This window comes from Paenibacillus xinjiangensis, from assembly GCF_059686975.1.
In genome coordinates, this window is sequence record NZ_JCAALS010000016.1 from 93,464 (window position 1) to 108,750 (window position 15,287).

The window sequence follows — 15,287 nt, forward strand, 5'->3', positions numbered from 1 at the left end:
AAGGGGGCTAAGCGGTGAATCGGAAGCTTGCGAGCATAGTGACCATCGTCATTATCGGTTGTTTGCTACTATCCCAAGGCACCAATTTTGCAGAACCAAGTTCAGAAGCGATATCCGAGACGGTTAGTGCTTCTGGTTCCGCACCTGAAGCAGAGGCAGCAGCTGCGCCGATTGCCAGCCTTACAGAGGCGCCTAGTGCAGCCGATGGCATGGAGATGGTGGCCGAGAATGAATTTTTGGTGCTGTATGTCAACTCAGAAACGACGGAAATTGCGGTTCGCGATAAGCGCAGCCAAGCGATCTGGTACTCCAATCCGCTTAACCGTGAGGACGACTCTATAGCAACCGGCTATAACAAGTCCAAGCTGAACGTACAGGTTGAGATTACGTATTTCGACAATGCAGGGAATTCGTTGAAATATGACAATTACACACATAGCGTCCAGAACGGCCAATTCGTCATAGAGAAGGAAAGTGACGGCTTGAGCATTGTGTATACGTTGGGAGAGGTTAAGAGCGATATAGACGCAATTCCCAAATACATTAGCGAGGAACGATTTCAAACGGTCATCCTGGACAAAATCGAGGATGCGGGAGACAAAAGAGAAGTTGAAAAGCGGTTCAAGCATGATGAAGACAATAAGCGTTATGAGCGAAGGGACTCCTCCTTCAAGGGAGTCGGGCTTACGAAGGTAACCGAGATTTTCGATGGAATCGGTTATGACGAGGAGCAGAGGGCAATCGATAAGGCTGCGTATGGCGAAGCGGCGACGGGAAATGTCAGTGTTCGCATCCCGCTGCATTATCAGCTTGACGGAGAGAATCTGCTCGTGACCATTCCGGGTAGCGAGATCGAATATCCGGATACAATGAAGATTCAATCCCTCTCTTTGCTGCCGTTTTTTGGAGCGAGCGACCGTGAGGATGAAGGCTACACATTCGTCCCGGACGGCTCAGGCTCACTGATTCGGTTCAACAATGAGAAGACTTACGCCGCCCCGTTCAGAACAGCTCTCTATGGTACAGATGCGGCCATTAGTCAGATTATTAAGATTCAGAATGAGGAAGCAGCGCGATTGCCTGTATTCGGCATGAAATACGAGGACAGAGCATTTGTTGCCATCATTGAGAAGGGGGATGCCGTTGCTGCGGTTGAGGCTGATGTAAGCGGCAGGCTGAATGACTATAACACGGTATCCTCCAGCTACACCATTCACAACCTGGAAGAGGTTACTCTGACGAACGGATGGCGCTCCAGTACAGTCAAGCAATTTCAATCAGAGCCTTTCCAAGGTGATATTGCCGTCCGCTATGGATTCCTTGGTGCTGAGGAAGCCAGCTATTCTGGCATGGCGGCGCATTATCGCGACTATCTAATTAAGCAGATGGGCATTACGAGGCTGACGGAGGAAGCTGACATTCCGTTCTATATGGAGCTTATCGGCGGTATACCGAAAAAGAAGTTTTTCCTAGGTATCCCTTATAACGCCTATGAGCCGCTCACAACCTTCGATGAGGCTGAGTTGATCTTGTCCCAAATGCTCGATCTGGGAATCGGCAGCATTAAGCTCCGATATACAGGCTGGTTCAATGACGGTATCCGGCATGATCTTCCTACATCCATTCGTGTCGATAAGAAGCTGGGTGGAAAAAAAGGCTTAAATGAGCTGCGAGCATATGCTGACGCGAATGATATTTCGCTGTTTCCTGATGTAGCCTTTCTTGAGGTGTACCCTGAGGCGGATGGCTTCAAAAGGTCGAGTCAAGCATCGCGGTTCATCACTGGCAAGCCTGCGCAGCTATACCCGTTCTACGCTGCCAACTTCAGGCAGGATGATGATCAGGAGCCGGGCTATGTGCTGAGTCCCAACTCGCTGACGACAATCGTAGATGGATTCGTAGACGATTACGACAAGCTTCAGCTGACCGGATTGTCTCTGCGTGATCTAGGCAGCAAGCTGAATTCCGACTTCAACCGTTCCCACGTTATCAATCGCGAAGAAGCGAAGGAGATAGCCGATGAGCAGCTGAAGCAGCTGAGCGACTCGAGTGAAGAGCTATTAATGGAGGGCGGCAATGCCTATGCAGCCGGCTATGCACGACATATCGTGAATGCACCGATGACCAGCAGCGGCTTTAATCTGACCGATGAGAGCATTCCTTTCTTCCAGCTGGTCTATCACGGTTACGTTGACTATGCCGGCAGCGCTTGGAACATGGCGGATGATCAGGATTCTACATTCAACTTCTTGAAGGCACTAGAGACAGGCTCCGCTTTGCATTACACGTGGTTCCATGCTGATTCATCTGCCATTAAGATGACAGAATTCGATGACTTGTACTCGGCTGATTACAGGCAATGGATCGATGAAGCGGCAACGATGTATGGCGAGCTGAATGAGGTGCTTCATGAGGTGCATTCGCAAACGATCATCGACCATCAGAAGCTTGCAGAGGGCGTGTATCAGACGATATTCGAGCAGGGCAAAACGGTTATCGTCAATTATAATGAGGCGGCAGTGAACGTGAACGGAATAACAGTTGATGCGAAGAATTATTGGGCTGGAGGTGGCACACAGTGATGAGGCTCAAGAAGCTTTCGCTTGAACAAAAAAACAGATATTACGGACTGTATTTCATTCTTCCTTGGTTTATAGGTTTCTTGTTCCTGTTTCTTGTTCCTTTGCTGTCCTCGTTCCGATACAGCTTGAGCAATCTACAGGTTACCAATGATGGCTTCAGCTTGGACTTTATCGGCCTGTCCAATTACCGGGAAGCACTGCTGTCGCATGAGTCTTACGTCCGAATATTGACGGAATCAGTGGTAGATATCGGAGTTAACACACCGCTGATCATTATATTCAGCTTGTTTTTTGCAGTGCTTCTGAATCAGAAGTTCAGAGGACGAGTGCTTGCCCGGGCGATCTTCTTCCTTCCCGTTATTCTGGCGTCGGGCATTATCGCCAGCATTGAGAACGGGGATTTGATGCAGTCGGTCGTTCGAAGCGCGAACGATACAACCGGTGGCGGTCTATCGATTATGAAGAACTTGGAGCTGACCGTTATGCTCGTCCAGTCGGGCATGAATATTACTCTTGTTGAATATTTGACTGGAGCCGTTAGCCGAATCTATGAGATCGTCAGTCAATCCGGTGTACAGATTCTGATTTTCCTTGCAGGGCTTCAATCCATCTCTCCCTCCCTGTACGAGGCTGCCAAGATTGAAGGATCAACCGGCTATGAGGCTTTTTGGAAAATAACATTCCCCATGATCAGTCCGCTGATCTTGACGAATCTGGTGTATACCATTATCGACAGCTTCATCAGCGATGAAACAAGCCGTCTAGTCGTGGATACGGCATTCAAAAACTTTGATTTTGGCCTTAGCGCCGCAATGGCTTGGATGTACTTTGCCGTCATAGCGCTGGTGCTGTGGGTTACAACGGCGATTGTGTCGCGTAAGGTCTTTTATCAAGATTAGCGGTCTGAAGGAGGAGTTACATGAAGACGGAATCCGTAGTAGAGCAGCATTCAACACGAGTAGAGCGGCTGCATCGGATGAAATCCGCTGCCTATTGGGTCGAATTCACTAAGAAATGGCTGTGGAGCTTTATTCGATTCGTGCTTATATTTGGCATAGCGTTCGTTATTATCTACCCGATTCTATTGAAGCTGTCGATTGCGTTCAAAAGCATGGATGATCTATACGACTCTACGGTCATCTGGGTACCAAAGATGATCACGCTCGAGAACTTCAAGCTCGTGTTCAATGCAATGAATTACCCAAGCGTGCTGCTCAATACTTTATTTCTCTCTTCCATGGTCATGCTGCTGCAGACAATGACCTGCGTGCTGGCTGGCTATGGATTTGCGAGAGTGAAGTTCAGAGGAAGCGGATTTTTATTCGCAGGAGTCATTTTCACCATTCTGGTACCATCCCATACGATTATGATTCCGCTCTATTTGAATTTCAAAAACTTCGATCTGTTCGGATTGTTTGAGCTGATTAAGGGGGAGCCAGCTAATCTAATTAATACCTACTGGCCGTTTATTATTTCCGCAGTGCTAGGCATGGGTGTGAAAACGGGCCTGTATGTTTATATTTTTCGTCAGTTCTTCAAAGGAATTCCGCGAGAAATTGAAGAGGCCGCCTATGTCGACGGAGCTGGCTACTTTGCAACCTTCTGGAGGGTTATTATGCCGAACGCAATTCCTTCGATGGTGACAGTCATGCTCTTCTCGTTCGTATGGCAGTGGAATGATTCCTTCTTCACCAATATGTATTTGAATGAACCCAAGGTCATGTCATCCATGATGGCTTCCTCCGGCTATGCAATCGCGACGTTCCTTAGCGGTGGAGGACAAGCGGAGACAGCATCGTACGTTCAGGATCCGTTCTTCATGTCTATGATGATGAACACGAGTGTGCTGATGGCTATTCTCCCGCTTATTATTATGTATCTGTTCGTGCAGAGACATTTTGTGGAGAGCGTCGAACGATCTGGGTTGGTCGGTTAGGATGAATAAGAAATGGACGGTTATGGTCCTTATTGCCATTCTATCGGTTACAGGCTTGTACTTCGCATTAACGTCGGGTAACTCCGACAGCTATAACAGCAGGAAAGAGGAGGAAGCGCCCGTGCAGCAGATGAAGTCGCCGGATGCCTATGTATCGCTTGATGGATCGATTCGCTATCAAACGATTGATAACTTTGGGGCATCTGACGCCTGGTCCATGGACCCTATAGGCAAGGAATGGACAGAAGACAATAAAAATACGGTAGCAGACCTGCTCTTCTCAAGAGAGAAAGGGATCGGGTTATCCGCTTGGCGCTTCAATATTGGTGCAGGCTCAACAGAAACAGATCAGTCTATTATTCCTGATCCATGGCGGCGAGCGGAAGCGTTCAAGCAGTCAGAGGATGGCGATTACGATTGGAGCAAGCAGTCAGGGCAGCAGTGGTTCCTGCAGGCAGCTAAGGATCGTGGAGTAGATTCCCTGATTGCATTCGTGAACAGTCCACCAGTGTGGATGACGAAGAACGGCCATGCTCAGCCGGATTCTAGCGTCGGCTCTACCAATCTAAAAGAAGGCTATGAGGATGAATTTGCAGCATTTTTAATCGATGTATTGGAGCACTTTAGAGAGGAAGGGCTGGCGTTCCAATATATTAGCCCAATTAACGAGCCGACCTGGGATTGGAACCGGTCGCAGCAAGAAGGCAATCGCTATAACAATGATGATCTGAAGAGCGTCATTCTCGAATTGCACCGCCAGCTGAAGGACAGTGGTGTGGATGCGCAGATTAGTGCTCCCGACGGTGTCGAGATTACCTCCTTGCTGGACGATGAGTATTATCAGAGCTTCGCCGGCGGCGGGCAATATACGAGCGGGGCGAACAATCTTGGCACAGGGAAATACCGTGAGTATATTAAAGATTTACTAGGTGATCCCGAGCTTAAGGAAGCGATTGGCAATAAGATAGCCTCGCATTCCTATTGGTCCGATTACAGCAATCCAGGTGATGATCGGCTGGGCCAGCTAAGAGATTTGCTGGATGCCAATCTGAAGCAATACGATGCGGAAGCGAAATATTGGGTGACGGAATATTGTATTCTTGGCGATTACGGTCCTGGTCGCGATCTTGGTATGGAGCCTGCGTTACAGGTGGCGCGTACCATTCATTTTGACCTGACGGAGGCGAATGCGGCCGCATGGCAGTGGTGGACGGCGGTATCCAAGGTTGATTACAAGGACGGACTAATCTATACCGATTATACAGAAGCGGGCGACGAGCAAAATATTCTGACCTCCAAAATCATGTGGGCACTGGGCAATTACAGCAAATTCATACGTCCGGGAGCGGAGCGTATCTCCTTGACGGGGCTGGATAATAAAGCGCGTAGCGGCTTGCTGGGATCGGCCTATGTGCATGAAGGCGAGCAGACGGTTACGGCAGTATTCGTTAATGACAGCGAGGTGGAGAAGCGTATTCAGCTTTCACTGAGCGGTGTGGACCCGAATCGCAGCATTCAGTTGATGGAGTCATATACAACGTCTGCTAATAAGGATCTTACTCGAGGAGAGGACGTTCTTGTTCAGGAGAATCAAACGTTCGAAGCGGTGGTGCCAGCTTACTCCGTCGTTACGTTGACGGGAGGAGGAGCAGCGGGGATCGTTCAATCCGAGCAAGTCAGTGTGATGAAGGAGGACGACTCTATCCAACAGGAGTATGCGGGTTACCTCTTCTCTTACTTCACAGGGGAAGGAACGTCGGATGGCGAGCAGATCTACTTGGCAATTAGTGAAGGGAATGACCCACTGCATTGGAAGGAGCTTAATGGCGGCAAGCCAGTACTTACTTCAACAATGGGTGAGCAGGGGGTGAGAGACCCCTTTATAATCCGGTCTCCACAAGGCGACAAGTTTTACATGCTTGGGACGGATCTGAGAATTAACGGAGATTGGAACTGGGACCGTGCTCAGCGGCAAGGCAGCAGATCCATTCTAGTATGGGAATCAGATGATCTTGTGAAGTGGTCTGAGCCAAGAATGGTCGAGATTGCTCCTCCGGAAGCAGGCAATACTTGGGCTCCTGAGGCTTTCTACGATGAAGCAGCAGGGGAGTATGTCGTGTTCTGGGCTTCGAAGCTGTTCTCGGATGAGAGCCATAATGGAGATGCTTATCAAAAAATGATGTTCAGCACAACCCAGGATTTCCATACTTTTACGGAACCGCAGGTGTATATGGATCTGGGCTACTCCATTATTGATACAACGATGATTGGTCATAAAGGAAAAATTTATCGATTCACGAAAGACGAGAGGGAGCATAATCTGTCAGCTCCTTACGGCAAAATGGTGTTTCAGGAGGCGCTGGACTCCGTATTTGATCCTTCTTATCGGATGATTAAAGAAGGTATCGGTGGCGTTAAGGGGGTAGAAGGCCCGACTGTATTCAAATCCAATACGGAAGACAAATGGTATTTGTTCGCAGATGAATTTGGGGGAAGAGGTTATGTACCGCTCGAAACGACAGACTTGGACTCGGGAGAATGGACAGTCTCTGCAGAATATGACCTGCCCAGCAGTCCTCGCCATGGAACGGTTATACCGATAACTAAAAGCGAATATGATGCTATACGAGCTCACTATTCACTTGATCATTCTTCATAAATGCAATTAGGCGAGGGGCTGCCCATTAGGGCAGCCCCTCTTCCTATATCCCCATCCGAGTAAGCGAGCCCTCGAACGACACATCCACCGAGTCGTTGCCGACGACATAGCGCCACAGCTTGGCACGCTGCACATGCTCGAGGCGAGACTCGTCGCCTTGCCATGGCTGGTAGGCTTGTCTAATCATATCCTGAACCTCCTGCGAATCATAACCGTCCGTGTTGAACAGATTGCGCTGCTCGCAGCCAGGCCGTAGACGAAGCTTGAACACGTAGCGTGTGCGGTCGCTGAAGTTAGGCATTGCAGCATGCCAGATGCCATGATGCATAATAGCGATTGTTCCGGCTTTGCAGGCCAGCTGCTTCTGTCCAATGATATTTTTATAACGGCCTATGCTTGTTGTATTCGTCCTCCGCAGATGCGAGCCTGGAAGCACAATCGTTGGACCCATCTCAATCGGTGTATCATGGGAGAAATAGAAGGCCTGAATGTCGAAGCCGAGTGGCCGTGTATCCAAGATAGAATCGGCATGCCAATTCTGAGATTTCAGATGTTGGGCTCTTACAATGTGCAGGAAGGAATGATCGTAGACAGGCTTAGCTCCGACAAAGCTCTGCAAGGCACCCTTCACCTCAGGCAGCTCGAAGGCTTCGCGAAGCTTCTCCGATTGGTCCCAGAAATGAGATCCAGCGTTCTCATTAAGCTGTTGCTCTTCATTAATAGCTGCGTTATATTGTTGAGGTACAATTTCGTCGAGCAGCAAATAGCCATCAGAGACGAATCGGGCCATTTGTGCAGCAGTTAGAAGATGCTTGCGTTCAACATTACTCATTGACAATCACGTTCCTCTCAAGCGCATATTCATAGAGCAAATGCTCGGTCTGATGCTCATATCCATTGAAGTAATAAGGCAATCTAGGTATTTGGAATACACGCCAGCCATCTCTCATTGCCGACAATACGGAAGAGTAGGGAGGCGTATTCGAGTCCCCTGTGTTCATCTCTTGCTCACTCGCTCCGTCATATAAAGCCCATGCTACTGCCTGAGATGCTAGATCCGAATGTTCCAAATGCAGAATTAAGATTTGCTGTCTGCTGCTCATTGTGGCCCTCCTATATGAATATGAATGATTGCATGTTTAGTTTAGCTCGGAGCGTTCCCTATTTAAATAAAGAGAACTAATGACAAATTGCACAATATTAACCTGGTTGTATACAAAGGAGTACGCATATGACGAATAGAAATCATTCTATACAAAATATGTTGGCTAATGCCCAGTTCCACATGCAGGTAGCTGCTTATACGAAAGTGCCGCTTACTTGGAAGGATAAGCTCAGCTCACCATACAATCGTCTGTACTATATTAAGGACGGAGAGGGGATGGTGCAGATTGAAGATCAGATTTATTACCCGAAGCCAGGACAGCTGTTCCTGCTGCCAGCCGATACACCGCTCGCTTTTGCGGTTATTAATGACAATTCCTTCACCAAGTTCTGGTGTCACTTCACCGCTATTATAGGAGATACGAGTCTATTCAAGCTTATTCGTCCGCCAGCATTCTTGGATGTAGAGGATGACAAATACGTAACAGCGATCTTTGAGCAGTTAATTGCTTGGGAGCATCATGAGAGCTGGACGGCAGCACTACGAGTGAAATCGCTGCTGATCGAGCTGGTCTGCTTCTATATGGAACGAACGAAATCGGATATTAGCTTATCCGCGGCTCCTGCTGCTTTTGAGAAAATCGATACGGTCATGCATTATATAGATGTTCATTTGTCAGAGGAAATAACGGTCGAGCAGCTTGCGAGACTTGTTCATTATCATCCGAACTACTTTATTAAGTTTTTCCGCAACATGGTAGGCACCTCTCCTATTCAATATATTATGAAACGTAGAATGGATAGAGCGAAGGCGCTGCTCATAACCAATCGGAGCATCTCCGAGATTGCAAGTGAGATTGGCATGCAGCTTCATTATTTCTCTCGTGCCTTCAAGGCGATGACCGGCCTCACTCCAACTGAATATCGAGGGGCGAGAATGGATAAGGAGCAGTCGAGGGGGCTGAGTGTGGAGTAGAATAGAGCTGGAGATGTTTGAACATTTAATTGTAAGCGTTACCAATGGGAGGAGGTATGGCATGAAGATCGTTTCAACTATATTTATTCGCAAGAAGGTCAGCTGCCCAAGCTGGGCGATCTGGATAGATCCATCCTCTGCCGACGAGGCGAGCATGATGAAGACGAATATTACGGATTACATGGATCAGAATACACTTCAATTCGTAACAGGCAGCAAAAATCTCGATAAAGATTGGGATGACTATGTCAAGGGACTAGACGCGCTTAATATAGTGATACAAGCTGCCTTATGGAGAGGTTAGTAATCATAGGTTGACAATTGAAGGTAAGCGATAAGAGAATATAGAGATAAGGTAATTATTGAGATAACGATATAGGGCTAACATACGATTAGGCATGTACCGCGACATTAAGAAGAAAAGGGGATTCATAATGACGGATATCATAGACCGAATGAAAGAAGCAGCATCCCGCATGGGAATCGATACGAGTGTATTGGATATGGGACCAGTAGTGCTGGAGTCAGGAGCGATACAGCAGATTGCTCCCTATCTGAACACAGAGGGTTACCGCCAAGTGAGCATTGTAGCGGATCATCAAACGTATGAAATAGCAGGTCGGCTCGTTGAACAAGCGATTACGGCAGCAGATATTGCAGTTCATACGACAATTATTAAACCGAATGCACAGGAGGATGTCATTGCCGATGAGGCATCGCTCGTTCAGCTCATTCTAGATCTGAAAGCTCAAGGCGCGGATGTCGTTCTTGCCGTTGGTTCGGGTACACTGCATGATACAGCTCGATTCTCTGCTTATGCAGTAGGCATTCCGTTCATCTCTGTTCCGACTGCACCGTCCGTTGATGGATTTAACTCGAAGGGTGCGCCACTTATTCTGCGTGGGGACAAGCAGACCATTGTGACTATTGGCCCGAATGCGATATTCGCTGATCTTGACATCCTGACAGAAGCCCCGACTGCTATGGTCGCTGCAGGCTTCGGCGATATGCTCGGCAAGTACACGTCGCTATTCGATTGGAGGTTCAGCAGCATTGCAGGAGGCGAGCCTTACTCGGATGAAGTGGCATCGCTAACCAGGAGTGCATTGCTGCAATGCGTTGAGCATGTTGATGCGATCGCTGCCCGCAGCAAGGAAGGAATTCGGCTGTTAACCTCTGCGCTATTGGAGTCAGGCTTCGCCATGCTGCTATTCGGACAATCGCATCCGGCTTCAGGCGCAGAGCATCATTTGTCCCATTATTGGGAGATGGAATTTCTCCGTACTGGAAGAAGACAAATTCTGCATGGAGCTAAGGTTGGCGTTGCTTGCGCACAAATATCGAAGCTCTATCATCAGTTGAAGGACGACGCATTACTGCCTGTAGATGAGCAGTACCGTCAAGTGATTGAAGAGGAAATTGGACATATTCCGGATGAACAGACGATTCGCGGCTTATTGAACAAGGTTGGTGGTCCATCGACATTAGAGCAGCTGGACATTGACGCTGACTTGCTGAACAGGAGTCTGAGAGAAGCACATCGGATTCGTCTGAACCGCTATACGCTATTGAGAGCTTACAACGAGCAAATCAGCTAGAATTTTGGTTTAACGAGGCAGCCATTCGTTCCTATGAACGATGGCTGCTTTTGTTGAGGATTGAGAATATAGCATCTTTGTGAACATTGGCTTCATTTTTTTACTATGTGCTCGTTGACCTATATAATAGGAATGAATATAGATTGATGATGAAGGAGTGGGCTGCCGCCTTGTTGAAATCGAGTGTTGGTTGGTTTCGTGGAATTGCTTTTCTTGAGGGAGTATCGTATCTAATTCTACTATTAATTGCTATGCCGCTTAAATATTTTGCTGATTTGCCTATCTATGTGACGATCGTAGGTGCTGCACATGGAGCACTGTTTACTATGTATATCGTTGCGCTTCTCGTTGTCTGGTTTACTAGACGCTGGTCCTTCTGGCGTGTTGTTGGGGCATTTATTGCATCCTTTATCCCATTCGCAACCTTCTGGCTGGAAAAAAAGCTGCGCAAGGAACAATAGCTCATAATAGAGCAGGCATCGCTACTATAGGCGGTGCCTTCTTTTTCATAGAATGGTCCAATTAACCAATAAAGGATAATATTATGAAACTATTAATAGCTTGAGTACGTATAATGGCTGGTAATTGGAAATCTACCAGAAAAGGAGCCATTATTGTGAAGAAACAAGTATCAGTCTTATTCTTGTCCCTAGCTCTACTCTTGTCATTCGTGACTAGTGCATATGCAGAAGCACAGCCGGTGTCACTATGGGTAGAAGGGGAGCAAGTCCAGCTGGAGGACAGCTCACCTATTGTTGAGCGTGGTACAACACTTGTACCTGCCGAGCCTTTGCTGGATAAGCTCAAGCTTACAGCAGCTTGGGATGACCAGACACTGACCGCATCCAAAGAAGGGCTATCCCTCTCACTTGAAATCGGCAGCAAGCAAGCTACGGTGAACGGTCAAGAGGTAGAGATGTTGGCTGCGCCTAGGCTAGTCGATGATGTTGCTTATGTACCTGTTCGCTTCATTAGTGAAGCCGCTGGTTATGAAGTGGATTGGGATGGCAAGAAGCAGGCTATCTCGATCAAAGTTAAGGTAGCAAGCGAGGGCTTCCTATGGAAAACGCAAAAAGGCGGCAACACTGTCTATTTGCTCGGCTCCATCCATGTAGCAAGCAGCGCGATGTACCCTCTGCGCCCAGCTATTCAGCAGGCTTTTGATCTTTCGGATTATTTGGTTGTTGAAGCTGATATTACGAAATCAGGAGAACCTGACGTACAGCAGCTAGTCGCAAGCATGAGCACTTATTCTGATGGCTCGACTCTGAAGGACCATATCTCAGCAGATACATACAGTAAGCTGGATGCGATTCTAACAGAGAATGGCGTTCAGCCCGGAGCACTTGATACCTTCAAGGTATGGAGCATATCCTCTACAATTGATTATTTGAAATTGCTGCAGTCGGAGTATCAGAGTGATATTGGCATTGATATTTTTTTCCTGAATCAGGCGATTGAGAAGAAGCTTCCTATTGTTGAGCTTGAATCATGGGAGTTCCAGTTAAGCATGATGGACAACTTCTCTGCAAGTCTCCAAGAAGAGATGCTGCTGCAATCGATAGCGAACTATTATCAAGAGGATTCTGGAATCGATGAACTATCGGAGATGTGGGTAACAGGTGATGAGGAGAAGCTGCTGGCTATCATTAATAGCGCAGCAGGCAATGATGAGCTGAACAAGGCGATGATTACTGATCGCAATGATGGAATGGTAGACAAGATTGAAGGCTACCTGAACAGCAGCGACAATAAAACGTACTTTGTTGTTGTCGGGGCTGCCCATATGATTGGAGAAACAGGCATTGTAACGCAGCTGGAGGAGCAAGGCTATACCGTAGAGAAACAATAAGCAGCATGAGGCTGCTCTAATAAGCATTGGGCAGAAGTGGCGGTACAGGAATGATCCTGGACCGCCGCTTCTTTTTTTTGGCGATGTGCCTAATTTATATATGACTTTGTGCGTAATAATGAGGGTATATCGGAGTAAGCGCTCTCCTATATGATTATATGTAAGCGGTAACATAGCAGCTCTCCTATGAAAATACGGGAAGTGCAGGAGGATGAGACAATGGAAGCACCTAATAACCCGTGGAAGCTCTGGTATAAGCAGCCTGCCGACAACTGGGAAGAAGCACTTCCGATTGGGAACGGTCGGCTTGGAGGAATGGTATTCGGAGGAGTACGGAGCGAGCATATTCAATTAAATGAAGACACGCTGTGGTCAGGCTTCCCGCGTGATACGAATAATTATGAGTCATTGCGATATTTGAGCAGGGCAAGAGAGCTTATCTATAACGAGCAATATGCCGAGGCAGAGGAGCTGGTGGAAGCCAGAATGCTTGGCAGCAACACGCAGTCCTATCAGCCTATGGGTGATTTGTATGTGGAGCATCAGCTTTCTTCAACGGTAGAGATGGAAGCGCTGCAGTATCGGCGAGAGCTTGACTTGGACACGGGCATTACCACGACAAGCTATCGAGTTGGCTCTATAGAGTACCACCGAGAAGCATTCATTAGCGCGAAGGATCAAGTGCTGTGTATCCGATATGCAGCAATTGGCGAAGGTGCGAGACTCTTTCTCTCAGCATCGCTGACTTCTCCTCTTCGCCATCAGTCAACAGTTGAAGGGTCGAGAATGTTAGTGATGCGCGGAATGTGCCCGACACATATTGCTGACAATTACATGGGGGATCATCCGAGACCTGTTCAATTTGAGGATGGCCGCGGCCTTTCCTTCGAGACTAGACTTGCTGCTGCTTGTGAAGGTGGAGAAGTAAGGCTTGGTAGTGGGGAGCAGGCGAAGCTCGAGATTATTGACGCACATACCGTTACGATACTGCTGGCGGCAGCATCAAACTTCGAACGCTTCGACATGATGCCGACACCACCAGGCGATCAGTTATCCAATCGATGCGATATCCAATTGAAGGCGGCAGAGGGATTAGGCTATGAGGAGCTAAGAAGGAGGCATGTAGAAGAGCATCAGCATTTATTCCGCCGTGTTGATCTCAGTCTTGGAGAGACACCTAACGCTTCTCTACCTACAGATGAGCGGCTGGAGCTATATAAGCAAGGAGAATATGATCCGCAGCTAGAAGCGCTGTATTTTCAATATGGACGTTACCTGCTGATGGCGAGTTCGCGCCCTGGTACGCAGCCGGCTAATCTGCAGGGGATATGGAATGACCGAATGCAGCCGCCTTGGAATAGCGATTATACGACGAATATTAATACGCAAATGAACTATTGGCCTGCGGAGGTTTGCGGGTTAGGCGAATGTCATGAGCCGTTGCTGAATATGATTGATGAACTGAGTGAGACAGGCAGCCGAACAGCAGCTATTCATTATAACGCTCGGGGCTGGGTTGCGCATCATAACGTCGACCTCTGGCGAACCTCTACGCCGACTGCCGGTCATCCGAGCTGGGCTTTCTGGCCGCTTGGAGGAGTGTGGCTGGCTATTCACTTATGGGAGCATTACGCATTCAATCTGAATGTACAATATTTAAGGGAACAGGCTTATCCGCTTATGAAGGGTGCGGCATTGTTCGCACTGGATTGGCTCCAAGAGACAGCTGACGGCATGCTGATTACAGTGCCGTCTACCTCCCCTGAGAACCAATTCAAGCTGTCTGACGGAAGAGCTTGTTCTGTAACGAAGGCCTCCACGATGGATATTTCACTTATCAAGGAGCTGCTTGGCCGCTCAGTACAGGCGGCAAAGCTGCTCGAGATCGATGAAGCCCTAGCCGCGCAGTGGACAACAGCGCTCAGCAAGCTGCCGCCATTCTTAATCGGGGCTGGCGGACGCCTTCAAGAGTGGCTGGACGATTATGAGGAGCATGAGCCTGGACATCGTCATGTCTCGCATCTGTACAGCCTGTATCCTGGCAGCCTTATTAATGATAGAGATACGCCAGAGCTTACGGCTGCTGCAAGATTGTCGCTTCAGCACCGAATCGAGAGCGGCGGCGGTCATACGGGCTGGAGCTGTGCTTGGCTCATTAATTTGTACGCTCGATTGTATGAGCCTGAGCAGGCGTATTATTTTATCCAGACGCTGCTGTCCAGATCTACGCATCCGAACTTATTCGACGATCATCCGCCTTTCCAGATTGATGGCAACTTCGGCGGTACAGCAGGGATTGCTGAGCTTCTGCTGCAGAGCCATCTGGATGAGATTCATCTGCTGCCTGCTCTGCCGAAGGCTTGGCCGAGCGGTTATGTAAGAGGGCTGCGGGCGAGAGGCGGCTTCATCGTAGATATCGAATGGGCCAATCATCAACTGGTCTCAGCTAATATAGCAGCTACACATGATACGGCGCTATGCAGGCTGCATCGGCAGAACGATTATGATGTGCAGCGCAATGGCCAAGTGTATAGCATTAAGCTCAAGTAAACGAAAACATAGATAGATAGATTGAATAAG

The 15,287-nt window shown here is 48.2% G+C and carries 12 protein-coding genes; 10 read left to right on the forward strand and 2 right to left on the reverse strand.

Going from position 1 to position 15,287, the window contains the following annotated elements:
• Positions 1-14 precede the first annotated feature (14 nt).
• The 4 genes from AC6ESP_RS17030 to AC6ESP_RS17045 are packed head-to-tail and all read left to right on the forward strand — an operon-like array spanning position 15 to position 7,177.
• Positions 15-2,582, forward strand: coding sequence for a DUF5696 domain-containing protein (locus AC6ESP_RS17030; protein ID WP_497097921.1), 2,568 nt, complete (start codon positions 15-17; stop codon positions 2,580-2,582).
• A complete protein-coding gene (locus AC6ESP_RS17035) occupies positions 2,582-3,481 on the forward strand; it encodes a carbohydrate ABC transporter permease (RefSeq protein WP_497097975.1) in 900 nt (299 codons plus the stop codon). Before AC6ESP_RS17030 ends, AC6ESP_RS17035 begins: the two co-directional genes overlap by 1 nt.
• A 20-nt stretch (positions 3,482-3,501) precedes the next feature.
• Complete coding sequence (locus tag AC6ESP_RS17040) at positions 3,502-4,518, forward strand: carbohydrate ABC transporter permease (protein WP_497097922.1); 1,017 nt, start codon at positions 3,502-3,504, stop codon at positions 4,516-4,518.
• 1 nt (position 4,519) lies between these two features.
• Positions 4,520-7,177, forward strand: coding sequence for a glycoside hydrolase (locus AC6ESP_RS17045; RefSeq protein ID WP_497097923.1), 2,658 nt, complete (start codon positions 4,520-4,522; stop codon positions 7,175-7,177).
• 43 nt (positions 7,178-7,220) lie between these two features.
• Here AC6ESP_RS17045 and AC6ESP_RS17050 read toward each other — a convergent pair whose 3' ends face one another.
• The gene (locus AC6ESP_RS17050; RefSeq protein ID WP_497097924.1) at positions 7,221-8,009 is read right to left on the reverse strand and encodes a phytanoyl-CoA dioxygenase family protein; all 789 of its coding nucleotides are present in this window, start codon (positions 8,007-8,009) and stop codon (positions 7,221-7,223) included.
• Entirely contained in the window at positions 8,002-8,280 is a 279-nt protein-coding gene (locus AC6ESP_RS17055) for a hypothetical protein (RefSeq protein WP_497097925.1), read from the reverse strand. The genes AC6ESP_RS17050 and AC6ESP_RS17055 overlap by 8 nt, the downstream gene beginning before the upstream one ends.
• 128 nt (positions 8,281-8,408) lie before the next feature.
• Here AC6ESP_RS17055 and AC6ESP_RS17060 point away from each other — a divergent pair, with 128 nt between their 5' ends.
• The 6 genes from AC6ESP_RS17060 to AC6ESP_RS17085 all read left to right on the forward strand — a co-directional run bounded on the left by AC6ESP_RS17060 (position 8,409) and on the right by AC6ESP_RS17085 (position 15,257).
• Complete coding sequence (locus tag AC6ESP_RS17060; RefSeq protein ID WP_497097926.1) at positions 8,409-9,257, forward strand: AraC family transcriptional regulator; 849 nt, start codon at positions 8,409-8,411, stop codon at positions 9,255-9,257.
• A gap of 61 nt (positions 9,258-9,318) precedes the next feature.
• On the forward strand, positions 9,319-9,561 hold the full coding sequence (locus AC6ESP_RS17065; protein WP_497097927.1) for a hypothetical protein: 243 nt from the start codon (positions 9,319-9,321) through the stop codon (positions 9,559-9,561).
• Between the two features lie 130 nt (positions 9,562-9,691).
• Positions 9,692-10,855: a sn-glycerol-1-phosphate dehydrogenase gene (locus AC6ESP_RS17070; protein WP_497097928.1), complete on the forward strand. Its 1,164-nt coding sequence runs from the start codon at positions 9,692-9,694 to the stop codon at positions 10,853-10,855.
• A gap of 170 nt (positions 10,856-11,025) precedes the next feature.
• Positions 11,026-11,316: a DUF3817 domain-containing protein gene (locus AC6ESP_RS17075; RefSeq protein ID WP_497097976.1), complete on the forward strand. Its 291-nt coding sequence runs from the start codon at positions 11,026-11,028 to the stop codon at positions 11,314-11,316.
• A 155-nt stretch (positions 11,317-11,471) separates the two neighbouring features.
• On the forward strand, positions 11,472-12,707 hold the full coding sequence (locus AC6ESP_RS17080) for a TraB/GumN family protein (RefSeq protein WP_497097929.1): 1,236 nt from the start codon (positions 11,472-11,474) through the stop codon (positions 12,705-12,707).
• A 219-nt stretch (positions 12,708-12,926) separates the two neighbouring features.
• Positions 12,927-15,257: a glycoside hydrolase family 95 protein gene (locus AC6ESP_RS17085; RefSeq protein WP_497097930.1), complete on the forward strand. Its 2,331-nt coding sequence runs from the start codon at positions 12,927-12,929 to the stop codon at positions 15,255-15,257.
• Positions 15,258-15,287: the final 30 nt, after the last annotated feature.

Coding starts and splice junctions, on each gene's coding strand:
- AC6ESP_RS17070 (WP_497097928.1), top strand. CDS start 9,692: ATGACGGATATCATAGACCGAATGAAAGAAGCAGCATCCCGCATGGGA.
- AC6ESP_RS17035 (WP_497097975.1), top strand. CDS start 2,582: ATGAGGCTCAAGAAGCTTTCGCTTGAACAAAAAAACAGATATTACGGA.
- AC6ESP_RS17085 (WP_497097930.1), top strand. CDS start 12,927: ATGGAAGCACCTAATAACCCGTGGAAGCTCTGGTATAAGCAGCCTGCC.
- AC6ESP_RS17065 (WP_497097927.1), top strand. CDS start 9,319: ATGAAGATCGTTTCAACTATATTTATTCGCAAGAAGGTCAGCTGCCCA.
- AC6ESP_RS17055 (WP_497097925.1), bottom strand. CDS start 8,280: ATGAGCAGCAGACAGCAAATCTTAATTCTGCATTTGGAACATTCGGAT.
- AC6ESP_RS17045 (WP_497097923.1), top strand. CDS start 4,520: ATGAATAAGAAATGGACGGTTATGGTCCTTATTGCCATTCTATCGGTT.
- AC6ESP_RS17060 (WP_497097926.1), top strand. CDS start 8,409: ATGACGAATAGAAATCATTCTATACAAAATATGTTGGCTAATGCCCAG.
- AC6ESP_RS17040 (WP_497097922.1), top strand. CDS start 3,502: ATGAAGACGGAATCCGTAGTAGAGCAGCATTCAACACGAGTAGAGCGG.
- AC6ESP_RS17050 (WP_497097924.1), bottom strand. CDS start 8,009: ATGAGTAATGTTGAACGCAAGCATCTTCTAACTGCTGCACAAATGGCC.